The sequence below is a fragment of the Myxococcus sp. AM010 genome (assembly GCF_013372585.1).
GTDB lineage: Bacteria > Myxococcota > Myxococcia > Myxococcales > Myxococcaceae > Myxococcus > Myxococcus vastator.
Genome location: NZ_JABXEO010000067.1, coordinates 1 through 25,716 on the forward strand (window position 1 = coordinate 1; position 25,716 = coordinate 25,716).

Consider the following 25,716-nt stretch of genomic DNA (forward strand, 5'->3'; position numbering starts at 1 on the left):
CCCTTCCTGGGACTGCTCAACGCCACCCAGCCCCTGTTCAGCCTCCCGGCCATCATCGCGCTGGGCACCGCGCGCGAAGCCCGGCGCACCGCCAACCTGTCGCTGGCGGAGACGCGGCGCCAGCTCACCCGCGCGTTGGCCCAGTCCCTGGTGGGCGTCTCCGCGCAGGAGCGGCTGGCCGAGGTCAACCGCCTCAACCTCCGCACCGCGCTGGAGCGGCTGGCCCTCACCGAGCGCCGCTTCGAGCTGGGCGCGGGCACGCGGCTGGACGTGGTGCGCGTGCAGCAGGACACGGAGACGGCGCGAAACCTCGTCGTCCAGGGCGACGAGTCCCTGCGCAGGGCCCGGGAGACGCTGGGGCTGGTGCTAGGCATCCCCCAGGGGGTGGGCCTGGCCCGGGGCGTCCAGTTGGAGGCCCTGCTCCAGCACGCGCGGCGGGACTGCCAGCAACTGGAGTCGCTCGACCGGCGCGCGGACCTCGCGGTGGCGCGCTCGCGGCGCACGCTGGCCGAGCGGCAGGTGTCGGAGGTGAAGGCGCTCTATGCCCCGACGCTCGCGCTGACCAGCACCACCCTGGCCCTCACGGTGGAAGAGGGCTTCGCGACGGTGCCGGTGTGGAACATCGGCGCCAGCCTGGTGCTGCCCTTCTGGGACGGCGGCGCGCGTGAGGGCCAACTGCGGCAGACGCGCGCGGGCGTGGAGGTGGCGAAGCAGGGCCTGCTGGAGCTGGAGCGCGCGGCCTCGGTGGAGGTGCTGCAGGCCCGGCGCGCCGTGCAGGTGGCGGACGCGGCGGCGCGCATCGCGGGCCGGGGACGCGCCCTGGCCGAGGAGAACGACCGGCTCACCCGGCGCAGCTTCGAGGTGGGGACGGGCACCAGCCTGGAGCTCATCCAGACGGCGGCGGACCTGCGACAGGCGGAGCTGCTGCTGGTGGTGCGCGAGTTCGAGCTGGAGCAGGCGCGGGTCGCCGCGTTTCTCGCGGAGGCGGCATGCGAGTGGTGAGGACGTGGAGCACGAGGCTCGCCGTACTGCTCCTCGCGAGCTGCCGTTCGCAGGGCGACCCGGGGCCGCAGGGAGGCCAGGCGGCCACGAACCAGCCCATGCAAGTGGAGGTGGAGCGCCTGGCACCCGCCGAGGTGCGCGAGTCCAACGAGTACCTGGGCGCGCTCAGCTCCCGCAGCAGCATCACCGTCTATCCGCAGGTCGCCGGCTACGTGAAGGCGATTCCGCTCGAGCCAGGAGCACGCGTCGAACAGGGCGAAGTGCTGCTCGTGGTGGACCCCCGGCGGCAGAGCGCGGGCCTGCGCGCCACCCAGGCGCAGCAGGCCGCCGCCAATGCCCAGCGGGAGTATGCGCGGCAGACGCGCAAGCGCAGCGAGCAGCTGCTGAAGGAAGGACTCCAGAGCCGCCAGGACTACGACCAGGCCGTGGCGCAGGCACTGCAAGCCGAGGCCAGCGCGCGCGCCATCGAGGCCCAGGTGCAGGCCCAGGAGGTCCAGCTCAGCTTCTACGAAGTGAGCGCGCCCTTCGCCGGCACCGTGGGCGACTACCCGGTGAACGTGGGCGACTTCGTGACGCAGCAGACGGCCCTCACCACGCTGGACCAGAGCAACACGCTGGAGGTGTCCGTGCAGATTCCCGTCGAGCGGGCAGGCACCGTCCGGGTGGGCGCCACGCCGATAGAGGTGTTGGACCCGGAGGGCCGGCTCGTGGTGTCCGCGCCGGTGTTCTTCGTGGCGCCCACGCCCAACGCCACCACGCAGCTCGTGGAGATACGCGGCATCTTCGAGAACACCGTGGGCCTGCGCGCCGGACAGTTCGTGCGCGCCCGGGTCGTCTATGCCACGCGGGAGGCCCTGCGCGTGCCCACCGCCGCCGTCACCCGCATCAGCAGCCAGTCCTTCGTCTTCGTGGCGCGGGACTCGGACGCGGGCACCGTGGCGCAGCGGGCGCCGGTGAGCCTGGGCCTCGTCTCCGGCAATGACTACGAGGTGACGGGCGGCCTGGACGCGGGCACGCCCGTGGTGCTCAGCGGCATCCAGATGCTCCGCGATGGCCAGCCCATCCGACCCAAGGCCCCCTCGCGCAAACCACCTCGGGGCGTGGGCGGCAGCGGGACCGACGGCGGCACCCCGCCGGAGCAGTGAGGGGCCGCCATGTTCACCGACTTCTTCATCCGCCGCCCCGTCTTCGCCAGCGTGGTCTCCATCATCATCACCCTGGTGGGGGCCATCTCCATCCCCACCCTGCCCGTCGAGCAGTACCCGGATTTGTCCCTGCCCGTGGTGCAGGTGACGGCGACGTACATCGGCGCCTCCGCGGAGACGGTGGAGAGCGCCGTCACCACCGTGCTGGAGCGGCAGCTCAACGGCGTGGAGGGCATGCGCTACATCGCCTCCACCAGCAGCAACACGGGCGTGAGCACCATCACCGTCACCTTCGACCCGGGACGGGACCTGGACATCGCCGCGGTGGACGTCCAGAACCGCGTGGCCACCGCGTCCGCGCAGCTCCCGGCCGCCGTCAACGCGCTGGGCGTCACCATCACCAAGGCCCAGACGCAGCTGCTCATCGCCTTCGGCCTGTTCGACGAGGAGAACCGCTACGAGACGGGCTTCCTCAGCAACTACGCGGACGTCTTCATCCGGGACGCGCTGCTGCGCGTGACGGGCGTGGGCGACGTGCGAATCTTCGGCGAGCGGCGCTTCGCCATGCGGCTGTGGCTGGACCCCACGGAGCTGGCCCGGCGCGGACTCACCGCCACGGACGTGGTGAACGCCCTGCGCGCGCAGAACGTCCAAATCGGCGCCGGACAGGTGGGCCAGCAGCCCGCGCCGCCGGGACAGACGTATCAGTTCACGGTGCGTGTGCTGGGGCAACTCACGTCGGCCGAGGAGTTCAACAACATCGTGGTGCAGCAGGGGCCGGACGGCTCGCTGGTGCGGATGAAGGACGTGGGCAGCGCGGAGCTGGGCGCGGAGAACTACGGGCAGCTCCTGCGCTTCAACGGCCGTGAGGCCGTGGGCCTGGGCATCTTCCAGCTCCCCGGCTCCAACGCGCTGGACGTGCGCGACGGCGTCGTCGCCGAGCTGGAGCGGCTGAAGGGAAACTTCCCGCCGGGCATGCGCTACGAGCGCGCCTTCGACACCACGGCGGCGGTGCAGGCCTCCATCGAGGAGGTGCTGGTGACGTTGGGCGAGGCCATCTTCCTGGTGGTGTTGGTCATCTTCGTCTTCCTGCACGGCTGGCGCAGCGTGCTGGTGGTGGCCACCACGCTGCCCGTGTCGCTGGTGGGCACCTTCCTCTTCATCAACGCGTTCGGCTTCTCCATCAACACGCTGACGCTCTTCGGCCTCACGCTGGCCACGGGCCTGGTGGTGGATGACGCCATCATCGTCATCGAGAACGTCGAGCGCACCATGGAGCAGGACAACGTGGGCCCTCGCGAGGCCACCCACCGGGGCATGAAGCAGGTGGCCGGCGCGCTGGTGGCCATCGCCCTGGTGCTGTCCGCGGTGTTCGTCCCGGTGTCCTTCTTCCCCGGCACCACCGGCATCATCTACCGGCAGTTCGCCCTCACCCTGGCGTTCTCCATCAGCCTGTCCGCGCTGGTGGCGCTCACCCTGTCCCCCGCCCTGTGCGCCCTCCTGCTGCGGCCCCACGAAGGCCAGAAGTGGAAGGTGTTCCGCATGTTCGACCGGGGGCTCGACGCGTTCCGGGACGCCTACGGCCGCCTGCTCGCGAAGCTCATCGGGCCGCTGCGCTGGCCGGTCGTGGCCGCCTTCGTCCTCTGTCTGGCCGCCACCATCCTGATGTACCGCCTCACGCCCGCGGGCTTCATCCCCGGTGAGGACCAGGGCTACCTCATCATCGCCGTGCAGGGGCCGGAGGGCACGTCGCTGGACTACACGCGGCAGGTGCTGGTCCAGGCGGAGGACGTGCTGCGCCAGCTGCCGGAGGTCGAGGACATCTTCACCGTGGGCGGCTTCTCGCTGCTGGGCACGGGCGTCAACTACGGCACCCTCTTCGTCAACCTGCGCCCGTGGGACGAGCGCGAGCGGCCGGACCAGAGCGTCGCGGGGCTGGTGGAGCGCCTGCGCCGTCCGCTGATGGCCATTGGCGGCGCGCGCGTGTTGCCCTTCGAGCCTCCCGCCATCCGTGGCGTGGGCAGCGTGGGCGGCTTCGAGTTCGTGCTGGAGGACCAGCAAGGAGGCCGGTCGCTGGCGCAGCTCGCGCAGACGACGGACGCGCTGGTGAGCGCGGCCAACCAGGACCCGGGCCTGCGCGGCGTCTTCTCCTCCTACACCGCGAACACGCCCCTGCTGGACGTGCAGGTGGACCGGGAGAAGGCCCTGGCGATGGGCGTCCCGCTGGAGGGCGTCTTCTCCACGCTGCAAGTCTACCTGGGCAGCCAGTACGTGAATGACTTCACCTTCGCCAGCCGCGTGTACCGCGTGTATGTGCAGGCCGCCGTCCCGTTCCGCAACGAGCCGCGCGACATCGACGCGCTCTACGTCCGCTCCGCGAAGGGAGAGATGGTGCCGCTGGAGTCGGTGGTGAAGGTGACGCCCATCACCAGCGCGCAGAACATCCAGCACTACAACCTGTACCGCTCGGCGACCCTCAACGGGCAGGCCGCGCCGGGCTCCAGCTCCGGGCAGGCCCTGGACGCGATGGAGGCGGTGGCGCGCAAGACGTTGCCCGTGGGCTACACCTTCGAATGGACGGGCCTGTCCCAGGAGCAGAAGGACGCGGGCCGCAGCGTGCTGCTCATCTTCGGGCTGGGCGTCGTCTTCGTCTTCCTGGTGCTGGCCGCGCAGTACGAGAGCTTCGCCCTGCCCCTGGTCATCCTCCTGGGCGTCCCCGTGGCCATGCTGGGCGCGCTGGGGCTGCAGAACCTGCGCGGCCTCCAGAACGACGTGTTCTGCCAGGTCGGGCTCGTCATGCTGGTGGGGCTGGCCAGCAAGAACGCCATCCTCATCGTCGAGTTCGCCGAGCAACTCCGCCACGAAGGCCGGAGCGTCGTGGACGCCGCCATCCACTCCGCCCAGACACGCCTGCGTCCCATCCTGATGACGTCCTTCGCGTTCCTCATGGGCGTGGTGCCCCTGATGCTGGCCTCGGGGGCGGGGGCCTCCGCGCGCAAGTCCCTGGGCACCACCGTGTTCGGCGGGATGCTGCTGTCCACCTTCGTGAACCTCATCTTCATCCCCGTGCTCTACGTGGTGCTGGAGGCGGCCCGGGCCCGCGTCCGCCGGCACCCGCCGCCCTCCATCCGCCCGCCGGAGCCCCACACACCCTGAGTGCTGGCCAGGGGCCTGGGGACCCCCTGGATGCCCCGCCGGAGGGGCTTCGTTATCCTGCGGGGTGCCATGTCTCACTTCCCGTCACGCGATGACCCGCGGCGCCAGCGGCTGTATGCGCTGAAGCGCGCGCCCGGGCTCCGGCATCATGGCAACACGGCGCTGCTCCAACTGCTGGGCAAGGGCCAGGAGGTGTCCTGGGCTCGCGGCGCGGTGCTGTGCTGGGAAGGGGCGCCCGCCGAGGGCTTCTTCGTCCTCCTGGCGGGTGAGCTGGACGTCTTGCGCGGTGACGCGCTCCTGATGACGCTCCAGCCCGGCACGCCCCTGGGACTGGAGGCGCTGGCGAGCGGCAGCCACGCCTTCACCCTCCGCGCGGCGGTGGACTCCGAGGGCCTCTTCTTTCCGAAGGACGCTGTCGCGAGCCTGCTGCACGCGCCCCCCGGCGTGCAGGAGCGGCCCCGGCCGCCCGCGGAGGTCATCGCCTTCGAGAGCGACGTGCGCGGCGCGCCCCTGTCCTCGCTCATCGAGCTGGTGGCGAAGGTCATCCACCGTGACTTCGACGACCGTGTGCTGCTGCTCCGCAGCGCACCGGGCGGGCATGACGCGCTCGTCACGCAGGGGACGGATGGCGTCCTGCGCGCCACGCTGCCCCCGGCTGAAGCGGGCGGTCGCGGCCTGCTGACCCCATCGGTGCTCCAAAGACTCACGGCCGAGCACGGCCTCCACTACGTCCTGCTCGACGGCTGCGGCGTGGCGGACGTCGGAATGACAGGCAAGACAGTCCGGCTGGTGACGACGCTGGACGCGCGACAGCCAGCGGACCCGCGCGTGCTGCCCACCGTGGTGGTGGACCCCCGCCGTGCGTCACGCGCATCAGCGCTGGGTGGCCAGTCCCCGCATCCCCAGTGGCTGCCGCCATGTCCCTTGCGGTTGAGCCTGGACAGGATGGCGCGGGTGCTCGTGGATGACCGGCCGCTGGACGCGGCGGCGCTGAGCCCCGCCGAGCGGGACGCCCTCTCCCGCTGGGCCCGCGCCCTCACCCACCGGCGCGTGGGCCTGGCGCTCAGCGGCGGCGGCGTGTGGGGCTTCTACCACGTCCACATCCTGCGCTGGCTGGTGAGCCAGGGTGTGCCCATCGACATCGTCAGCGGCGCCAGCATGGGCTCGCTGGTGGGCGCGTACTTCTGCGGCAGCGCGCTGGATGGGCACGACGGGCTGGAGGGACTGCGGCGGCTGGAGGAGCGGGCCGTGAGCCGGCAGCTCACCCTGGCCGCCACGGCCGCCATCGTGAGCACGTATTCGCTGGAGCGCTTCGTGGCGCAGGACCTGGGCCGCCTCTGCCTGGAGGAGCTGGCCATCCGCTTCCTGCCCGTGACGACGGATTTGGCCCGCGGCGACTGCGTGGCGCTGGAGCAGGGGCCGGTGGCCCTGGCGGTGCGCGCCAGCGGCTCTGCGCCCGGCATCTGGGGCCCCACGGTGGTGCCTCCCGCGCGGTATGTGGACGGCGCCTTCACCAGCATGGTGCCCGCGAGCGTGCTGTTGAACGCGGGCGCGGACGTCATCTTCTCCAGCAACATCCTCCCCATCGGCGTCCGGCATGCGTCCCCTCTGCGAAAGTCAGGACTGGGGCGCTTCCTGGCGGGACTCAATCCGGTGGCCCGCGCGCTGGACCTGGCGGCCAGTGGCGTGCTGCTATTGCACCGCAGTGGCGACGTGGAGAGCCTGCTCGCGGACGTCCGCTACGACATCCAATCCGCGGAGGCGCCGCTGCTGACCGCCATGGCGTTCACCAAGGCCCGGGACATCCTCGGACGGGCGGCGGCGGATGCGTCGCTCGCGAAACGGCTGGAGGAGATGAAGCAGCACTGGCTCCAGGTCAAGGCCCGGAGCGCCCGTGCCCACGCGCCTCCAGGAGGACAGCAAGCCGCATGATTCCCGTTCGCATCCTGGGTACCGCCAGTGTCCTTCCCGGCCCCGCGGTGACGACCGCGGCGTTGTGCGCGCGCGTGGGACGCGACGCCGCGGAGGTGGAACGAAAGACGGGCATCCGCACCCGCCACTTCGCGCCACCGGGGATGAAGGCCGCGGACGTGGCGGCGCAGGCGCTGCGCGGCGCGCTGGAGGCGGCGGGGCTGGAGGCCCGGGCCCTGCGTCGCATCCTCTGCGTCACCTCCATGGGCGGAGACGTCACCACGCCCGCCACCGCCAACCGCGTAGCGGCGGCGCTGGGCCTGTCGGGCAGCTGCGACGCGATGGACGTGAGCAACGCCTGCATGGGCTTCCTGAGCGCCTTCGACCTGGCGGCGCGCTCGGTGGCCACGGGGCTGGGGCCGGTGGGCATCGTGTCGGTGGAGCTGCTGTCGCGCACCACCACGCCCGAGGAGCCTCGTCCCTACCTGGTGCTGGGTGACGCGGCCGCCGCCGCCGTGCTGGGCACGGGCCGCCCCGGCGAAGGCGTGCTGGGCGTGGCCCTGGGCAATGACGGCACGCTGCCCACGGACGTGGTGCTGGAGAACCCGATAGCCACCGGCAAGCTGGAGCGGATGCGCTTCCTGACGCCCAGCAAGGAGATGACCCGCGTGGCGCTGGACGCGCTGGTGCGAGCGGCGCGCGCGGCGCTGGACGAGGCCGGCGTGGCCCCGCGCGACGTCGAGTGGGTGCTCACGCACCAGCCGAATGGCAGCATGCTGGAGGCCATCCTCCAGGCGCTGGCGGTGTCACCGGAGCGGAGCGTGCGCGTGGTGGACACGGTGGGCAGCGTGGGCTCGGCCTCGCTGGGCACCAGCCTGGACCGGCTGCTGCGCACGCGTCCGGTGAAGCCAGGGCACCGCATCCTCCTGGTGGGCGTGGGCGCGGGCGTGGCCCACGGCGCGGTGCTGTACCAGGTGGGCGGATGACACAGGCGGGCGGTTGGCCCCTGAAGGCCTGGCTGACGACGTTCCGGTTGCTGCGCCGGTATCACCGCTACGAGGTGGTGAACCTGGAGCCGCTGCTCCGTCCCGGCGCGAAGCTCATCGTCGGCTACCACGGGCGGCCCCTGGCCGTGGACCTGTGCATGCTGACGGTGACGCTCCAAGAACGCCTGGGCTACCTGCCGCACGGCGTGGCGCACGGCGCGTTCGCTTCGATTCCGGGCATGCGCGCGGTGGCGGACGGGCTGGGCTTCGTCACGGGGGATGACCCTCGGCTGGCGGAGGCGGTGGCGCGCGGCGAGCATGTGTTGTTGCAGCCGGGAGGCACGCGCGAGGGCTGCAGGGACTTCCGCCACCGCTACCGCGTCGACTGGGGCCAGCGCATGGGCTACCTGCGCCTGGCGGTGCGCTACCGGCTTCCGATTGTCCCCGTGGGTGGCAGCGGCATGGACGACGCGTACGTGGGCCTCAACGACGGGTACGCGCTGGGCCGGCGAGTGGGGATGCCCGGGCGGCTGCCGCTGTGGCTGGGCGTGGGCGCCACGGGCCTGTGGCCCTTGTCGCTGCCCTTCCCCGTGAAGATGACGCAGTGGGTGGGCGAGCCGCTGACGCGTCACCTGGAGCCGGGCTTCGACACGGGCGACCGGGACGCGATGCGGGCGGCGCACCAGGAAGTGGCGGGCACGGTGCAGGGGCTGCTCGACAGGGCTCGCGGTGTGGACAACGGCGGCACACGGAAGGCAGTGCAATGAGCGAAGGTTCCGAGGCGCGGCAGTGGGCGCTCATCCTGGGAGCTTCGTCTGGCACGGGGGCGGCCATCGCGGAGGCGGTGGCTCGAAAGCCCGGGCTGAATGTCTTTGGGGTCCACCGGGGCCGGTACGCGGACGGTGCCGCGCAGTTGGAGCAGCGGGTGCGGGACGCTGGCGGGCGCGGCGTGCTGTGGCAGGCGGACGCGTCTTCACCCGAGGCCGCAGAGGCGGGCGTGGCGGCGCTGCGGGAGGTCGCCGGGTCTCGGAGCGTGAAGCTCTTCGTTCATTCGATTGCGGGCGCGTCCGTGGGGCGCTTCCTGTCCGAGGGCGAGGACCGGCTGCACGCGCGGCGCATCCGCCGAACGTTCGACACGATGGCGCATTCCTTCGTGTTCTGGGCACAGGCCCTGGTGGAGGAAGACATGCTGGCGCCGGAGGCCCGGCTCCTCGGGCTGCAGAACCCGCTGGATGAGACGCACCTGGGGAACACGGGACTCATCAGCGCGTCGAAGGCGGCGCTGGAGATGTACGTGCGCTACCTGGCCATGGAGCTTGGGCCGCGAGGTCACCGCGTCAACCTGCTGAAGTTCGGCACGGTGATGACACCCGCGCTGAAGCACGTGTACTCACCCGAGGCACTGGCGCGCCTGGAGGCCGCCCACGCGAGGATGAACCCCGCGGGACGCATGGGCACCGTGGAGGACGTGGCCCGCTTCGTCACGGTGCTCGCCGGTGAGGAGGCGGGTTGGTTCAACGGGGCCACCATCGACTTCACCGGGGGGATGACGCTGCGGCTGTTGGACTTGGTGCTGAATCCGTGAACGGGCGGCCTTCCGAGTCGAGCGTAGCCCCTCAACGCGATCTCTTCGGCCCCGTCGACCCGCGCTCAATGCCCAGCTTCAGCAGCGCCTGCTCGAATCGAGGCTGCCAGCCTGATGCATGAGTCAACCAGTCCTCGGCAATCTGACGGCGCTTGAGGTGATTTGCGCTTTCAACTCCCGGTTCCAACACCTTGCTGCTGAAGTCACTGTGCCGGTAGACATACGTCGCGTTGCCTGTATCAGAGAACTCAATCACTGAATATTCGTCGAAGCGCAGGCAGAAAGCGCTCACCTCCCCCTTCGAAAAGCGCCTCGCCCTCCTGAAGGCGGCCTGCTGCTCGGAAGGGAGCGTTCGCACCTTCCGGAGCAAGGAATCGTAGGCATCCGGCGCCAGCCAGCAGGTCGTCGATTGGATGGATCCCAGATAACGCAGCCAGAAGACATGCCGGTCCCGTTCGTGCATGGCTTGCTCGAAGAAGAACTCAAGGTCCTGCTGAATGAGCGCCGACAGGAACGCCTCGAAAGCCTGCTTCGAGCGGCTTCGAACCGCGCTCCACGCCTCCGTCAAGGTGGAGAGCCGAGGGTCCCCGAAGACGCTGTCCTTCGCGATGAGCCGCTCCTCGATGCGGGACTGCGCATCCTTGTGGATCCGCCCGTGCGCGCGGCACTCCAGTATCGCCACGATGACGGCGACACGCGCCTCCAGCGGAGCGCCGAGCACGCTCCGGTCAGCGCTCGCGTTTGGAAGCCACGCCCGTCCTGCCTCGGCTTCCAGCAGGTACAGCAGGGAATCGGACGCATCCTGCCTTGCCGCGCACCGTTGCAGCAGATGCTCCGCGACGACATACCCTGAATAGCCGACAGCGGGCCGCAAGCCTGCGTGCCCCATCAAGTCGACGACCTCTCGCAGCGGGCGGTCCCCCCACCTGGCCGCGACACTCTTCGGTCCCGCCGGACTGAGTGCCATTTCGATGGACACAGGCAAGCGCCACCGGAGCAGTCGCGAGTCCGAGGGGCAGCGCCCTGTGAGCAGCCTCCAGTCGCGCATGCGCTCCGAATCACCGTCCGCCAAGCACCAATCCCGAAGCCGTTGCCGCACGAGCCGAGGCCACCCCTCAGGGAAGTGACGCAGGAACCCTTCCATGGACTTCGGCTCGATCCGGCGCCACAGCCAGGGAACGGCTCGTCGCTCACGACGGGACAACTCGGAGAAGTTCCCAACCCGCACCTTCCCGAGCACGCCTTCGACGTCGAGCGATTCGAGGACTCGAAGCGCGCGTCCAGGCTCCCGTTCATCCATGCGCCGCTGGGCCTCATCCAGGCTGGTGTGAAGCTGCCGCAGCCCAATCTCCACCTGCTGTTGAAACGTACCGAGGCCCGCGAGCGCGATCCGCTGCCGCTCCTGAACGCCTGTAAGCCATGCATCCAGTCCCATCAGACCTCCTACAAGCGCAGGTCGCCGCGCACGCGGATGACGAGCCGCCGGTTCTCAGGCTCGCTGCCATCCGTCCCAGGACGAGGCGCGGTCTGTCCACGCCCGGAGACAACGAAGTTCGAATCGAAGCAGTCCCGCTCGTAGCCCGCGTCGCGGAGTTGCTCTCGCACCGTGAAGAATACTTCCTGGGCGCGCGCGGCGCTGGCTCTCACGTTGTTCTCGAAGCTGTACCGCGCCACTCCTTCCCGGACACCACACTCCCAGCTCGTCCCCAGGAAAGGACGGTCATCGGTGTGTCCCTCCAGGATGATGGAGGGCTCGGCGCCCGCGTCCCGCATGGCCTCCACCGCCTTGCAGACCCGATGAATGAGGGGGACGGCACCGCGTTCGAACTGCTCGACATAGGCAGGAGGTGTCCGGCACTGGCCCAGGCCGAACTGCATGTTCTTGAATTCAATCTCCAGGGCATTCACGCCGCCATCCAGCCCGCTGAGCGCGATGAAGCCGCCGTCGAGCGTGGCATCCAGTGAAATCAAATCCTCGCGTAGCGCGATGAGTGACTCCTGAACGCCCTCCTTCTGCGAGTCCACCTTCTCGATGGCGGCCTCCTTGTCGCGGACGGCGGCCTCACGCTGCTCATGCGCTTCGAGAATGAAGATGACCGCCAGCAGCAGGAACACCACCGCGACACCCGCCATGAGGTCCGCCAGCGACTTCTCACTCCCGTCCCCCGAGGCGCTCATGTCCGCCGCACCTGCGTCTTCAGCGCCTTGCTGAGCTCCAGGACCGTCTCGTTGAGCTCATCAACGCTCTGAGCGAGTTCCCCCGACGTCTTCTCCACCACGCCCGTCAGGTCGTGCATGACCTTGGACCACTTACTACTCAGCGTCTGTGTCTGTTTCTCAACGGACTCCTCGTAGCTACGCGTCAATCCGGTGAGCACGGGCTGAATACGGTCAATCGCCTGGCGCTGCGCGTTCAGCAGGTTCTCCTCCACCTTGACGACTTCGCGGCGGCCCTGGGTGACCTGATTGAACTCCTTGGCCGTCTCGATGAGCTGGCGAGAGACCTGTTCCAACTGAACAGCAGCCCCCTTCGCCTTGTCATGCGTTTCACCGGCCCCCCGGGTCGCGGAGGCGAGCTGGATGGCGGTGTTGCGCAGTTGCTCCGTGAGCTGACGGAGCCCGTCCTGGGTCGTCCCCATGACCTTGGCGAACTCCTCGGACCGGCTCTGAAAGCTGCTCATGTCCACGTTCGCGGCCAAGCGGAGTGCTTCCACCTGTTGAGCCATCAAGGTCGTCTGCGAACCCGTCTGCTGATGGAGGTGCTCAGCTGACTGTGACGCGGACTGCACGAGCCGCTGGGTGCTCGCGTCCATCCCCGCGAGGACCTGCTGGAAGCGCTCGACGACGGACTCCACGCTGCGCTCCAATTGCCCGAGCACTTGCTGATTCACCACCTCTGACTGCTGTGAAGATTCCTTGGATGCACTGAGGACGTGGGCGGTGGCGGTCACCAAGCCATCCCGCACCTGGTCGAAGCTCTCCACGACCGAGGCGATACGCGCCCCCAGCACGTCAATGGCGCGCTGATTCTCCGCGCCCCACTGACGCGCCTGGGTCCCCATCATCTGGGACATGGCCTCGAACTGCTGTTCGAGCCGGGGCAGCACGCCCAGCAACTCCTGCATCTGCCTCGCCATGTCCTGGGACTGGGAATGAAATCCGCCAGATACTGCGTCCCGGAGCTGTTCCAGGATGCGTCCCAGGTCATGCTCCTGCCGCTCGGAGAGCGACTGCTGGATGGAGCCCAGGCTGTCACGGACCGTGGACATCTCCTGCTGAAGCGTCGCCGCGAAGCCCGATGCGATGGAACGCTGGAGGTCGGTAGCTATCTCCCGGACGGCCTTCTCCACCGCCGAGAGCTGCCGGGTGATGACGTCACCGACCTGCTCCTTCATCATGGTGCCGAAGCTCGCCTGGACCTGGGTGCCAATGTCCTGGAGCGAGACCTCGACGCTCTCCAGGTGGCCAAGCCGCTCCGAGAGTTCGCGGCGCGTCTGGACCAACTCGCCCTTCAGCGCGCCCAGTGCGTCCCGCCTCGCGGTCGCCAGCACGATGCCGTGTGCATCTAGCGTTTGGGTCGCGGACTCGAAGCGAGGACGCATGTCATCCAGCCGCGCCAGCAACCTGCCCTCCTGAAGTGATGCGACTGCCTGAAAGAAAAACGAACCCACCAGGCCCGTCGCCGAGACGAAGAACTTGGCCCCCATCTGCCCGATGGCCGCGGAGAGCAACACAGCCTGAGTGGCCCCCGCCACGCCACCGCCCATCAGCGCCTCCTTGACGGGACCGACCAGCACCATGCCCAGCAGGACGAACGTCATGACGAGCGCGATGCCCGTCAGGTTCTTTCCCAGCGCGTGCCCCCACGAGTGCCGGAACAGCGCCCTGCACATCTCGCGCAAGCCTTGAGAGGGCTCAGCCCGGATGAGGACGGGCCGCGGCATCGGCTGACCACCTGGTGGGAAGACGAGCTGCTCGCGAATGGCCCTCCACAGCGCCCGCGCCTCGACCTGAGGCCCCGGCTCCTCCCGCCGCCCATCGAGCACGTCTTCAAGATGCGTATCCAGCAGCTCGATGGCACGCCGGAGCTTTCGCCGTCGCACCGCGATCAAAACTGGAGCCATCAGCGACAGCATCACGATGATGCCGACCGCATAGCGCAGCGCCGCGTCCCGCCATAACGCCACAAAGATCTCCATGCCTCAGCCCTCCCCCTCTTCACGAGCCAACTGGAAGACACCCGAGTACTGCTGCGCGTCGTCGCCCGTGGGCGACAGGAAGTCACGCGCGATGGCGCGCTTGCGCTCGACCAGCTCGTGTAGCCGCAGGTCGAAGCCCGTATCGGGACGGCCCTGGCGGTGGAGCAGCGGGTAGTACACATGGACGGGACGCACCTGCCCGATGCGATGGGCGCGGTCCGTCGCTTGGTCTTCCTTCGCGGGGTTCCACCAACGTCCGTAGTGGATGACGTGATTCGCCGCGACGATGTTGAGTCCTGCACCCGCGGCCAGCGGGCTCAGGATCAGGACTTGGAAGCCCTTCGCTCGGGAGAAGTCGTCGATGTTCCGCAGCGCCGCCTTCCGACTGGCTGGCTCTCCGTTGACGATGTCGACACGGCTCAGGCGGAAACGCTCCGCGATGAGCTGCGCCAACAGGTCCTGCATCGCCCGGGAGTGAACGAAGACCAGGGCCTTCTCCGCCCCCACGCCACCGCCCTGGCCCTCAATCTCCTCCAGCAACTCCAAGCACAATCGTGTCTTTGGGCTCTCCCGGAGCGCGGTGACCGACGACAGCCCGCGTGCATCCATGAGCAGCGCGGGATGCTGATAGAGTTTCTGGAGCGCGGCGAGCGCCCAGAACGAACCCGCCGAGGACATCTTCTGCGCGATGAGCCGCTCGTGTGACTCCTGCTCCTCCGTCATCTCGACCAGCCTGCAATGCGGACGCTTGGGAGGCAGGTCCTTCAGGGCCTCCGCCTTCTCCCGCCGCAGCAGGGTGCAGTTCGGAGAGGGATAGTCCAGGCGTTGGCGCAGGGTTTCGATGGCCTGGTCTCCCTGGTGCTCCTCCCGGAACGCCGCGCGCGTGCCGAAGACACGGGGCTGCCGGCATTGAAGCGCGTCGTAGATGGCCCATACGTCGAGCAACTCGTTCTCCACCGGCGTGCCCGTCAGGCCGACCGCGAACGAGCGCTTCAAGGCGCGAGCTGCGCGCGAACGCAAGGTGTCCGGGTTCTTGAGGTTGTGCGCCTCGTCGAACACGACGACGTCGAAGTCCACCTTCAACAGTGAGCGCTGGTAGGCCCCCAACGTCTCATAGTTGGTCAACACCATTTCCTGCCGCGACAGGAAGTGGCCATTCAGCGCGCCATCGCGTTTGACGGCCTCCAATCCGGCACCATGGAGGATGAAGGGCTCCCAGGTGGATGCGACGAAGAAGCGCTCCAGTTCCTGGCGCCAGTTCTCCAGCAAGATGGTCGGACACACGACGAGCTGAGGCTTCAGCCGCGTTCCAGGAGGAAGCTGTTCCTGGAGCGTCATGCGCCGCAGCGTGAGGAAGCAGGCAACCTGGAGTGTCTTGCCCAGGCCCATGTCATCCGCCAGCAGGACACCCGGGGTCGATTCCCGCGCGCGACGCCACAGCCATTCAATTCCCTGTCGCTGGTGAAGCTTGAGCTCGACGCCCGTCACCATCACGGAGCGAAGCAACTCCCAGGGCACCGGGTTCTCGTTGCTGGACTGCGTTGAGCACGCGGCCGATGCGGCCAGCTCACGCACCTTCACGGCTTCAAGGGGCTTCTTGGCCCGGGACAAAGGCGCCGGGCCGCCATTGGAGGCAGGCGTCGTCTCGGGCTCCGGCTCCGACAGACGGAGAGCTGTCATCAACTGCCGCCGCAAATCCTCCCCTGGCACGATGCGGGTCCCCGCCACGACAAAAGGCTCCGTGCTGCCTCGTGCCAGCGCAGCCTCGTTCGCGGCGTAGAGTTCCGCCGCGCGCTCCCGCGAATCCAGCCGCAAGGGAACGTCATCACCACCGTCCGGCGAAGCGGCCCGCAGAGTGAGCGAGAAGCCGCCCTCCTTGTCACAGGGATCAACCCATTCGAGCCCTGAACCCTCGACGCCCACGGCGGGGTCGCGTCCTCGAAGAACCTCGAAGCCCAGCACGCGTTCGGAGTAGTGCGAGAGGTCGACGATGGCGTCCGCGTTCAACCCCTCGGGAATAATGATCGTGGGGTCATCCAGCTCCCGTTGGACGTCCGCCGCGAGACGGCGCTGGAGAGGCCGGATGTTCTCCAGGATTCGCTCAACGCCTTCAGGAAGGACCAGGGGCCTCTGAGCATCGCCCCCGGCGATTCCTCCCGCTTGAAGGCTCGCGAGTGGCAACGCCGTCTGGGTCCCGTCCGGATGAATCGCGTAGGGGTGCAGCGACACGATCTCCGTCGCCTCCGGGTCCTGCTCCCAGCGCAATCCCACGCGGGCGACAGGTTGCGGCTGATACCGGCTCAGATATCCCCGTGGGGTGTACTGGACTCGGCCGGGCAGACATCCCGAGACCTCCTCCAAGACGCCGCGAATCCGCATCACTCGCGCGAGTTGCTCCCTCCGAGGGGCGCGAGTCGCCAGCCTGGCTTCCACGCAAGCCCATGCGGCTGCTGGCCCCAACAGGACGGGCTCGCCGTGCTCGGGCAAGACAAACCAGGGGATGGGATTGGGCGCATCGGGGAGCACCTCGCCCGCGACCCGGACCCGGTACCGGGCGCCAGCCCCGCCAGGCACGCCCACCACCTCACAGCCAATATCCTGCTGTTCGAGCCCGACCAGATCCATCAGGAGGTGCTGGAGGACGGCCCATTCCTCATGCAGCGCCTCGCGCTCCTCGGCATCCGCGCCCCCTTCCACGGGCCTTCCCAATGCAGCCCATTCACTCTGGGAGAACCGGAGCTGGTGCCCATCAAGCCAGCCGCGTTCCCGCCACTCGGTCTCACGCAAGCCGACGCGGAACGAGAGTTCCGTTGGCAGTTCACGCAGGGAGATGCACAACTGCTCCGCGTCGATGGACCAGCGCTGAGGCGCCCCGCGAGGAGTGGACGTCCGTGGCTCGGGAGACGGCATGGGAATGGCCCCCGCAAGCGGCATTGCTTGCACGCGCGCATAGTAACCAGACATTCCGCGCAGGCGCACTACCGCTGCGGGGTGATGGTCAGGATGCGGAAGTGGGTCATTCCCCTGTCGCGAACACCATGGTGTCGTGACTTACTCAGCCGTGCCGAGAATCCACGGACGCCGAATTCGCCCCCGGCATCCGGAACGACAGACAGTAATAGAACGGCGCCACCTGCTCCTCGGTGACATCGAACGCGTCCGCGGGCAGCAGTTCCCGGGGGCAGTGCGGCTCCCGTGAGTAGAACGTGATTGCGCGGAACGCGGCGCGCTGGAACAGCGAGGGCCGGAAGGCCGGGTCCAGTTGCTCGTCCACCACCACCAGCGGCGTGCCCGGCTTCGCCACGCGCGCCATCTCCGCCAGGGCCCGCTCGGGTGCCCGGTAGCCGCCAATGCCACCGACGTGAAACACCCGGTCGAACGACGCCTCCGGGAACGGCAGCGCGTGCGCGTCCGCCATCATCAGCCGCACGCCCGCATGGCCCCCGGACCGCAGCCGCCGCTTGCAGTGCTTGAGCATGCCCTCGCTCAGGTCCACGCCCCACACCTCCACGTCGAGCCCCGGCGACAGGCCCTCACGCAGGAGCGGCAGGTTCGCCCCCGAGCCCACGCCCACCTCCAGCACCCGCACCGGGCTCCCGTCCTCGTGCGGCGTCAGCGAGCCGAGCGCCACGCGGCGCATGTACCCCGCGCGCATCCGCGCCTCCGAGACAGACTGAAACAGCGGCGTCAGCACCGTCGTCAGCGGGTCATGCAACACCGGCAACCCATCGTAGAGGACGCGCATCAGCCGGTCCGTCCCGCGCACCGCGTCCTCGCGATACAGCCGCGCCATGCCACGCGCCACGCGCCACGCCTCGCCGCAACCACCGCAGCGCAGCCACCCGTCGCGGAGGCAGCCCTCCGCCTCGAGCCCGTGGAACACCAGCGCCCCACCACAGGCCGGACACGCCAGCGACGCCACGTCCCGGGCACGCACACCGTTCATGAAAGCGCGAGCGCCTCCGCGCGGACCTGCTCATCCCGCATGCCCAGCCGGGTGAACAACTCCACCGCGCGCTGCTGATGGACACCTTGCGCCGGGTCCTCCGAGGGCAGGTGCCTGGCCAGCGCCAGCCGCGCGTGGGCCTCCTCGAAGGACTGGCCCTTCCTCGACGCGACGGCGATACACCGGCGCCACGCCTCGAAGGCCCGAGTGGCGTCGCCGTCCAGCCAGGCCTCCCGCCCCCGCCACAAGCGCGCCGCGGCTTCACCGAAGGGGAACACCTTGGCGAAGACCTCCGCCTCCCGGCGCGCGGCCTTGGCGCTCGCCACCAGCGAGGCCTCCGCGCCCCGCTCCCACAGCGTCAGGAGCACCTCCGCTACCGTCATCACGCCGAAGTAGACGAAGTGCGCCACCGGCTTGCCGGACGACATCTTCGCCAGCGCCTGCTCCGCCGCGGCCCGAGCCCCCTCCGCGTCCCCTTCACGCAGCCGCAGCAGCGCCAGCGTCCCCTCCACGATGATGCGGTCCGTCTGCCCGCCCTGCGCCTCCGTCCACGCCAGCGTCTGCTCCAGCGCGGCGCGCGCCTTCGCGGAGTCGCCCAGCCGCAGGTGGATGTGCGCCTGGTAGTGCAAGGCCCAGTGCTCCGTCTGGAGCGCCCCACGCCGCCGCGCCGAGTGCTCCAGCCACGCCATCAGCGGCAGCCCCCGCGCGAACTTCCCCTGGTAACACGACACCACCGTCAGCAGCGCGCGGCACTCCTCCGCCAGCCGCACGTCCCCCACCGAGTCGACGATGCCCATGGCCCGCTCCAGCCACGCCTCGGCCTCCGCCCACCGCGCCACGTACGCGCCATACACGGCGTTGCGGCACAGCACGAAGGCCAGGTCCGCGGGGTTGCCCACGCGCTCGGCCACCTCCAACGCGCGGCGGGCCCACGTCTCCGCCACCGCCCGGATGGGCAGCGTGCCCGCCACCACCGCCATGCTCGTGTAGCTCCGCGCCAGCTCCGGCGACGCGCCCGCCGGCTCGCACAGGTTCAACGCGCGCAGGCCGGACCAGAGGACGGGCAGCGCCTGGTGCGCATAGATGAACGCATCGAGCAGCCGCATCAGCAGCCGCCCCGCCACGCGCCGCACCCGCCGCCGCTCCTCCGTCTCCTCGTCGTAGTCCTCCGGCCGGGAGCTCTGCGCCAGCCGCAGCAGGCCCTGCCCCAGCGTCCCCAGCGCCCAGCCCATGCGACTGGACGGCACCGGCCAGCCGAAGTGCCGCAGCGCGCGCTCCGCGTGCTCACGAAAGGCCTGGAGTTCCCCCAACTGGAAGCGCGTCTCCGCCAGGTGCGCCTCCAGGTGCCCCAGCGTCATCGCGTCGCCCCCCACCTCGGTCACCCGTGTCAGCGCCCGGGTGAGGAAGGGCAGCGCCTCGCGGCACGCGCCCACGCGCAGGGCCTCCTCGCCCGCGCGCCGCGCATAGCGCGCCTCCCGCAGCGGATCCCCCGCCATGCCCCAGTGGTAGGTGAGCGCCGCCGTCCACTCCGCGCGCTGCCCGTGCGCCGCCTCCATCGCCAGCGCGGCGCGCCGGTGCAGCGCGGGCCGCGCATCCACGGGCAAGTCATCCAGCACCCCTTCGCGCAGCTTGTCGTGCGCGAAGCGCCAGCGCCCATCCGCCACGTCCAGCACCGCCGCCGCCGCGCAGTCCGTCAGCCAGCGCTCCACGTCCACCTCCGGCGCGGCCCGTCGCAGCAGCGGCACGTCCACCTGCCGCCCGACGATGGCGGCCACCTGCAGCAGCTCGCGCGACGGCACCGGCACCTTCTCCAGCCGCCGCTGCACCAGCCTGCGCACGCCGCCAGCGAAGACGCGCTCCGGCAGCGCCATGTCACCCAGCCGGTCCAGCCCTCCCGCCTCCTCCGCCAGCGCCCGCACCACCTCCACGAGGAAGAAGGGGTTGCCCTCCGTCTCGCGCAGCAGCAGGTCCACCAGGTGCGGCCGGGCTCCGGGGGCGCCCATCATGGACTCACTGAGGATGGAGACCTCCCGGGCGTCCAGCCGAGGCAGCCGCAGCAGCGACAGGCCCGGCAGCGCCGAGGGGAGCGCGGGCGCCTCATCGTCACGGAAGCTGCCGATGAACAACAGGCGCAGCGCCACCGCCCGCGTGGCGAGCCGTGAGAGCAGATGCAGCGACTCATCGCCCGCCCAGTGCAGGTCCTCCAGCACCACCACCACGGGCTGGGCCAGCCGCGCGAACACGTCCTCCACCACCTGGAGCAGCCGCGCCTGCACCATGTCCGCGCCCACCTCGGCGGGGTCCGCGACGGGGTGCCCCAGCAGCGCCTCGAGGTCCGGAACCAGCGGCTTGAGGATGCTGGCCTCGCGCTCACTCAGCGTGGTGAGGATGGCCAGCCAGCGCAGCACCGGGCGCCACTCCTGGTATGGGCTGCCGCCCGCCGCCACGCCCTGGCCCCGCAGCACCACCGCGCCCTTCACCAGCGCCAGCGCGCGCAGCTCCTCCAGCAGCCGCGACTTGCCCACGCCGCTCTCCCCACCCACCAGCCACGCGCCGCCGCGGCCCACCATCGCCGACTCCAGCACGGTGGACAGCCGCGCCTGCTCCGCCACCCGGCCCACGTAGCGCGCGGCCTGGAGGAAGCTCTCGCGCGCGGCGGCGGACTCGGGCGGCAGCGGCTCACCGGTGGCGGCGCAGAGCTCGGCAATCACCGCGTCCGCGTCGCGGGGCCGCAGCTTCGGGTCCGGCGACACCAGCCGCTCCAGCACGGCCTTCAGCGCGGGCGGGAAGTCCGGCGGCGAGGGCACCTGTCCGGCATGCGGCAGCCGGCCGAACATCATCTGGCTGGCCATGGCGCCCACGCTGAAGAGGTCCGTCACCTCCGAGGGCGGCTGGTCCTCGAACAGCTCCGGCGCCAGGTAGCCCGGCGTGCCGCCCGGCTGCGCCCGGTGGACGTGCTCGCGCCCCACCGCCAGGCCGAAGTCCAGCACCTTCACCTGCCCGTGGGCCACCAGCACGTTGGCGGGCTTGAGGTCGCGGTGGATGATGCCGCGCCGGTGCAGGTACGCCAGCGCCATCAGCGTCTGCACCAGCAGCCCCACCTGCACGCGCAAGGGCTGCCCCGTGCCCGCCTGCACCAGGTGCCGCGCGTCCTCCAGCAGGTCCATGGCCAGGTAGGGCCGATGCTCGGCGTCGAAGCCGTAGTCCAGCACGCTGATGACGTGCGGGTGGCGCAGCGAGGCGAGCGTCTGGAACTCGTGCGCCAGCGACAGCGCCAGCTCGTGTCGGGCAATGGAAGACGGGGTGTATTCGCCCTCGGGCAGCCGGGGCAGCCGCGCCAGGTCCTCCAGCGTCTGGTGCAGCCGCTTCACCGCGACGGGGCCCGCCAGCAGGTCCTGCGCGCGCCACACCGTGCCCGCACCGCCCCGGCCCAGGAAGTCGAGGATGCGGTAACGGCCGCCCACGACCTCGCCCTCCGCGTGGCGACGCGCCGCATCCTCCGGCGGGTGCCGGGTTTCGTGAGGAGATTGACGCATCAAGGGGGGCCGCCCGCGCCGATGATAACGGGAACCCCCGGCGGCGGTAGGACTGATTCCCGACACACCGGCAGGCCCGGCGCACCGGGCAAGGAAGGCGAGCCTGGGCGGCAGGTCAGCCACTACCCAGGCACGGGCTCAGCCCCCGCCGAAGACGCTGGCCAGGGTGCGGCCCCCCTGCACGGCGCCGTAGATGATGACGGTGAAGTAGGTGAGCGACCCCACCGTCATCCCATGCCCCATGAGGATGAAGTAGCCGTCGCGCTGCAGGATGCCGATGGCGAAGAAGAGCGCGGCCAGCGCGGGCAGCGTGTTGCTGAAGGGAATCAGGCCGAACGGCATCATCAGCAGCACGCCCGCGAAGAAGAGCATGAAGCCGTTGAAGCGGTTGGTGCTGGCGCCGTGCGTGAGCGCCAGCAGCCGCGGCTTGCTCATCTTGTCCACGTACCTGGTGAAGACCTCCGCGCCCTTGTCCAACGCCGGCGCCAGGTTGGTGCGCAGCAGCGGCTTGTCCAGCAGCTTGCGGGGCAGCCAGGGCGTCCGGTTGAACGTCACGCCCACGCCGATGAGGACGATGAGCAGCCCGAACACCGTGGACACGCCCGGAATCGACACGGGCAGCAGGAAGGGGAAGGTCAGGATGCAGCAGAACAGCAGCAGGCCTTGCTCGCCACACGCCTGCATCAGCTCCCGCACCGTCAGGGATTCAGGCAGCCGCGCGGACAGCGCGCGGAGGGTGGCGGAGAGCTGGGCCTGGGTGTCCGAGAAACCCGTGGACGAAGAGGGGGTGGGCGAAGGCGTCGACATTTCAGGCCGTCACTAGCACGCCCCATCCGTCAATGCTCAGCTCCAAGCGATGTCGTACACCGCCTCCTCGCCCTCCCTCCGGGATGTTTGCCCCCGCTGGCCTCCAGCCCCGCCAGGAAGCGCCCCCATCGAAGCCCGCCACCACCACGGGCCGGCAGGTCAGCGCATACCAGGTGGGTGACTCTGTCATTTGATGGTTGTTCAACACCCGGACTGGCGCCGCGGCGTGTGCCTCATCCGACACGGAGCGCCACGCCGCGCTGGGCTCGTGGGACGCAGTGTGATGAAGAGGCGGCGGCCCGCGTCATCTCGCGGGCTCGCTCGACGTGCCGTCCGTCTTCCGCTGGGGTCCGCCATGAACACGCCCTCTCGTCATCTCTTCGTCGCTGGCGCCACGGGCGCCACGGGCCGCACGCTGATGCGACAGGCGCTGGCGCGCGGTGCGCCGCCTGTCCTCGCGCACGTACGGCCGAAGAGCGCGGACAGCGACAGGGTCCGCCCCTGGCCCCACAAGGCCGTCGTGGAGCTGTCTGACGGCGAGATGCTGGTGGAGATGATGCGCGGCTGCACCACAGTGCTCCAGTTGATTGGCACCATGCGCAAGCGCTTCAGCGCTGGCGACACCTACGAGACGAGCGACATCGGCACCACGCGGCAGCTCGTGGCAGCGGCGAAGCGCGCGGGCGTGGACCACCTGGTGCTGCTCAGCTCGGTGGGCGCGGGCCGGCCGGTGGGCGCGTACCTCAAGGCCAAGGCGGAGGCGGAGCGACTGGTGCGCGACAGCGGCATCCCGTGGACGGTGGTGCGCCCGCCCGCCTTCGAGGGCGAGTACCACCACATCCATCCCGTGCTGCGCGCCCTCACCCGCCTGCCTCCGTTGCGGAACATGCGGCCCATCCACCTGGACCAGCTCGCCGCCGTGCTGCTGCGCGTCTCCGAGCGGCGCGCGCCGCTGAACCAGGTGCTGGAGGGCGACACGCTCTGGGCCGAGGTCGCCGCCGCGGGCGCCTGAGCCGCCTTCTCGCTCAGGGCCCGCGATTCAGCGCAGCGCGCCCCAGTTGTACGTGGGGTTGGAGCCGCCGGTGAGCACGCGCCATAGGCTGCCGTCGTGGTAGCTGTAGCTGTCGCGGATGGCCTTGTGGTTGCTGGACACGTTCCAGTCATTCAGCGTGGTGGTGCCCACGTTGTAGAGCAGCGTGTCGCCCCACACGGACCAGAGGACCCACGGCCGCGCGTCGATTTCCGACACGGTGGCGTAGCGGCTGTCGCCCCAGCGCACCGGGAGCTTGTCTGTCTCCGCCAGCATGCGCGGCTTGCGGTAGCGCGAGCCCAGGTCCGTGTAGAAGCGGTCCGGGAAGTAGGGATTGCCGTGGTAGATGTCCACCGCCACCACGTCCACGCGGTCGTCGCCCGGGTAGTAGCTCCAGGGGTCACCGCCGTAGGTGCCGTCCCACTCGTAGGGCGACCAGACGAAGAGGAGGTTGTCCAACCCGCGCGTCTTCACCAGGTAGTCATGCATGATGACCCACAGTTGCCGGTACTGGGCCGGGTCCTGGTTGGACCACCAGAACGGTGACGCGTTGGGGCGCTTGTTCATCTCGTGGAACGGGCGGTACAGCACCGGCACGTTGAGCTGCTTCAGGATGGTGAGCTTGTCCGCCGCGAAGGACAGGTCCGCCAGGAGCGCGCGGTACTCCGCCGTGTTCGCCTGCCAGTTGATGACCCGGCCGAACCAGTTGGAATCCATCCACGATTGCCGGAAGTTGTTCTCCCAGCTCTTCACCGATGCGCCCGGATAGGACTGGTGGAAGCTGAAGCCGACGATGCCCTCGCCGAAGAGGAAGCGGTCGCGCGCGAAGCCCACCGACGTGTCCACATAGGGCGCCTGGTACGTGGGCCCGTAGTTGCCCGGCCCGAAGTCGAACTCCACGAAGCCTGGACGGCGCCCCGCGATATCGCCCACCCGCACCCAGTACTCGCCCGCGTAGCGCTCCTTCTGCGCCTCGCAGTGCTGCCCCATGATGGTCTGCTTCGAGACGCCGTTGCGGCTGTTGTTCTCCAGCGTCACCAGGAGGTCGAAGACCTTCTGCGCCTGCGGTGACGGGGACGGCGTGCTCAGCGTCCGTGACACCTGGGCGTGGGCGACGGTGGGTGCCAGGTTCAGCGCCAGCGCGGCGGTGAACGCGGCGGCGCTCAGGAAGGCGCTCCGGCTGGGATTGGATGAGCGGAACGACTTTGAATGGGTTGACGTGTGCATGTGGTGGGTGCGACCTCCCGTTGACTGCATGCACGAGCACTGTCAGGTGGTTCAGCTTGCGTCAACGAGCAACTCAGGCAAAACAAGATCAGTAGAAAGTTCGCATCCGCCGCCATTTTTCGATGCAACCGCGGATTGCGGAGGGCAGCGTGGCGCAAGGAGTACAACCAGGATTGACTCTTCGGACGAATGACTCGCTACTACTGGCTCGTTGAAGATACCGCCGCGACTTCCCGCTACAATGGCGACTTCAACGCAACACACCGGTGGAAGCTGCCAGGGCTCTCGGCGTGCCCTGGTTGTGGCGCAACGTGGGCGAGCGTTGGTCACTTCTACCCCGCTGTCGACCTGTCCGCGCTCCCAGAGCAACATGCCTACTTGAAGGCACGACCCGAGTACTCGCGGTTGCGTGAACGGGTGCCGGACATCTTGTTCACGCCAACGGCATTGGCCATGCGCGAAAGCATGGCCTATTGAGGACACGCGGTGAGCAGCCAGCCTCGGAGTCGGCCCGAAAATTTCGCCGTGCAGCGCGTGTGTTGAACCCATGACTTCTCAACTAAACCAGAGTGCGACCATGAATTCGGAGCTCATCAAGGCCTTGGCTTGGCATGCGGAATGGCTGCGTTCCGTGGGACAGCAAGGCAAGCGTCTCCACCTGGAGGACGCTGACTTGTCCTCACTCGACCTGTCGTCGCGAGATCTATCGGAGGCCGCGCTCCCTGGGACACGCCTGGATGGATGCAGTCTGGACATGGCGAAGCTCGCCCACGCCAACCTGGCGTCCGCATCTTTCATCAATGCCAGCCTCTCCAGGACGCAGCTTTCAAAGGCCAACCTGGACCATGCGGTGCTTCGCGGGGCCATTCTGACGCATGTGAACGCGCTCCGAGCCAGCTTCTACGAAGCAGATCTCCAAGGCGCGGACCTTCAATGCGCGGACCTTCGCGGCGCCTACCTGGTCAACGCCAACCTCGCGTCCTCGAATCTCCGAGGCGCACTTCTGGAAGGTGCGGTCCTTCATGGCGCGCGGCTTTCCGGGGCAGCGCTCCACGGCGCCGTCGGATTACAGGCGGCCCAAGCCTCCTGGGTTGATCTCGGTCACGAGAACGCGCCCGTCCGGATTGAAGGCGAGGCGCTGCGCGCATGGCTGGACCAAGCCGTAACGATGAGCCTCGGATGAAGT

General features: G+C 69.4%; 18 protein-coding genes. 10 read left to right on the forward strand and 8 right to left on the reverse strand.

Translation table 11 applies throughout. From position 1 onward, the window contains the following. From HV826_RS26200 to HV826_RS26230, 7 genes are all read left to right on the forward strand, one after another. A partial coding sequence (locus HV826_RS26200) for a TolC family protein (RefSeq protein WP_176419707.1) occupies positions 1–1,002 on the forward strand: 1,002 nt, incomplete at its 5' end. Next, positions 990–2,147 carry an efflux RND transporter periplasmic adaptor subunit gene (locus HV826_RS26205; RefSeq protein ID WP_176419708.1) on the forward strand — a complete coding sequence of 386 codons (1,158 nt, stop codon included), beginning with the start codon at positions 990–992 and terminating at the stop codon, positions 2,145–2,147. The genes HV826_RS26200 and HV826_RS26205, both read left to right, overlap by 13 nt. 9 nt (positions 2,148–2,156) lie before the next feature. After that, positions 2,157–5,303 (forward strand): efflux RND transporter permease subunit, encoded by a 3,147-nt coding sequence (locus HV826_RS26210; protein WP_176419709.1) that lies wholly within the window; start codon positions 2,157–2,159, stop codon positions 5,301–5,303. Between the two features lie 69 nt (positions 5,304–5,372). Beyond that, positions 5,373–7,235: a patatin-like phospholipase family protein gene (locus HV826_RS26215; RefSeq protein WP_255217420.1), complete on the forward strand. Its 1,863-nt coding sequence runs from the start codon at positions 5,373–5,375 to the stop codon at positions 7,233–7,235. Continuing rightward, a complete protein-coding gene (locus tag HV826_RS26220; RefSeq protein WP_176419711.1) occupies positions 7,232–8,200 on the forward strand; it encodes a 3-oxoacyl-ACP synthase III family protein in 969 nt (322 codons plus the stop codon). The genes HV826_RS26215 and HV826_RS26220 overlap by 4 nt, the downstream gene beginning before the upstream one ends. After that, the gene (locus HV826_RS26225; RefSeq protein ID WP_176419712.1) at positions 8,197–8,967 is read left to right on the forward strand and encodes a lysophospholipid acyltransferase family protein; all 771 of its coding nucleotides are present in this window, start codon (positions 8,197–8,199) and stop codon (positions 8,965–8,967) included. Before HV826_RS26220 ends, HV826_RS26225 begins: the two co-directional genes overlap by 4 nt. Next, positions 8,964–9,785, forward strand: a complete 822-nt coding sequence (locus HV826_RS26230) for an SDR family NAD(P)-dependent oxidoreductase (RefSeq protein ID WP_176419713.1) — start codon at positions 8,964–8,966, stop codon at positions 9,783–9,785. The genes HV826_RS26225 and HV826_RS26230 overlap by 4 nt, the downstream gene beginning before the upstream one ends. Before the next feature lie 31 nt (positions 9,786–9,816). Here the strand turns inward: HV826_RS26230 and HV826_RS26235 are convergent, their stop codons facing one another. The 7 genes from HV826_RS26235 to HV826_RS26270 all read right to left on the reverse strand — a co-directional run bounded on the left by HV826_RS26235 (position 9,817) and on the right by HV826_RS26270 (position 22,273). After that, the gene (locus tag HV826_RS26235; protein WP_176419714.1) at positions 9,817–11,220 is read right to left on the reverse strand and encodes an EH signature domain-containing protein; all 1,404 of its coding nucleotides are present in this window, start codon (positions 11,218–11,220) and stop codon (positions 9,817–9,819) included. 8 nt (positions 11,221–11,228) lie between these two features. Further along, complete coding sequence (locus HV826_RS26240) at positions 11,229–11,963, reverse strand: hypothetical protein (protein WP_176419715.1); 735 nt, start codon at positions 11,961–11,963, stop codon at positions 11,229–11,231. Further along, on the reverse strand, positions 11,960–13,984 hold the full coding sequence (locus tag HV826_RS37445) for a hypothetical protein (RefSeq protein ID WP_255217421.1): 2,025 nt from the start codon (positions 13,982–13,984) through the stop codon (positions 11,960–11,962). The genes HV826_RS26240 and HV826_RS37445 overlap by 4 nt, the downstream gene beginning before the upstream one ends. A gap of 3 nt (positions 13,985–13,987) precedes the next feature. After that, complete coding sequence (locus HV826_RS26255; RefSeq protein ID WP_368670991.1) at positions 13,988–16,681, reverse strand: DEAD/DEAH box helicase; 2,694 nt, start codon at positions 16,679–16,681, stop codon at positions 13,988–13,990. 358 nt (positions 16,682–17,039) lie between these two features. Beyond that, a complete protein-coding gene (locus tag HV826_RS26260) occupies positions 17,040–17,930 on the reverse strand; it encodes a class I SAM-dependent methyltransferase (protein ID WP_176419717.1) in 891 nt (296 codons plus the stop codon). Next, positions 17,927–21,466, reverse strand: a complete 3,540-nt coding sequence (locus HV826_RS26265) for a serine/threonine-protein kinase (RefSeq protein WP_255217422.1) — start codon at positions 21,464–21,466, stop codon at positions 17,927–17,929. Before HV826_RS26265 ends, HV826_RS26260 begins: the two co-directional genes overlap by 4 nt. A gap of 138 nt (positions 21,467–21,604) precedes the next feature. Then, positions 21,605–22,273 carry an exopolysaccharide biosynthesis protein gene (locus HV826_RS26270; RefSeq protein WP_176419718.1) on the reverse strand — a complete coding sequence of 223 codons (669 nt, stop codon included), beginning with the start codon at positions 22,271–22,273 and terminating at the stop codon, positions 21,605–21,607. Between the two features lie 355 nt (positions 22,274–22,628). On the opposite strand from HV826_RS26270, the gene HV826_RS26275 reads away from it, so the two are divergent. Continuing rightward, positions 22,629–23,285, forward strand: a complete 657-nt coding sequence (locus tag HV826_RS26275; protein ID WP_176419719.1) for an SDR family oxidoreductase — start codon at positions 22,629–22,631, stop codon at positions 23,283–23,285. 27 nt (positions 23,286–23,312) lie between these two features. On the opposite strand, the gene HV826_RS26280 is transcribed toward HV826_RS26275, so the two are convergent. Then, on the reverse strand, positions 23,313–24,530 hold the full coding sequence (locus tag HV826_RS26280) for a glycosyl hydrolase (protein ID WP_255208277.1): 1,218 nt from the start codon (positions 24,528–24,530) through the stop codon (positions 23,313–23,315). 189 nt (positions 24,531–24,719) lie between these two features. Here HV826_RS26280 and HV826_RS26285 point away from each other — a divergent pair, with 189 nt between their 5' ends. Next, positions 24,720–25,007, forward strand: coding sequence for a double-CXXCG motif protein (locus tag HV826_RS26285; RefSeq protein WP_176419720.1), 288 nt, complete (start codon positions 24,720–24,722; stop codon positions 25,005–25,007). A 100-nt stretch (positions 25,008–25,107) separates the two neighbouring features. Beyond that, positions 25,108–25,713 carry a pentapeptide repeat-containing protein gene (locus HV826_RS26290; RefSeq protein WP_176419721.1) on the forward strand — a complete coding sequence of 202 codons (606 nt, stop codon included), beginning with the start codon at positions 25,108–25,110 and terminating at the stop codon, positions 25,711–25,713. Positions 25,714–25,716: the final 3 nt, after the last annotated feature.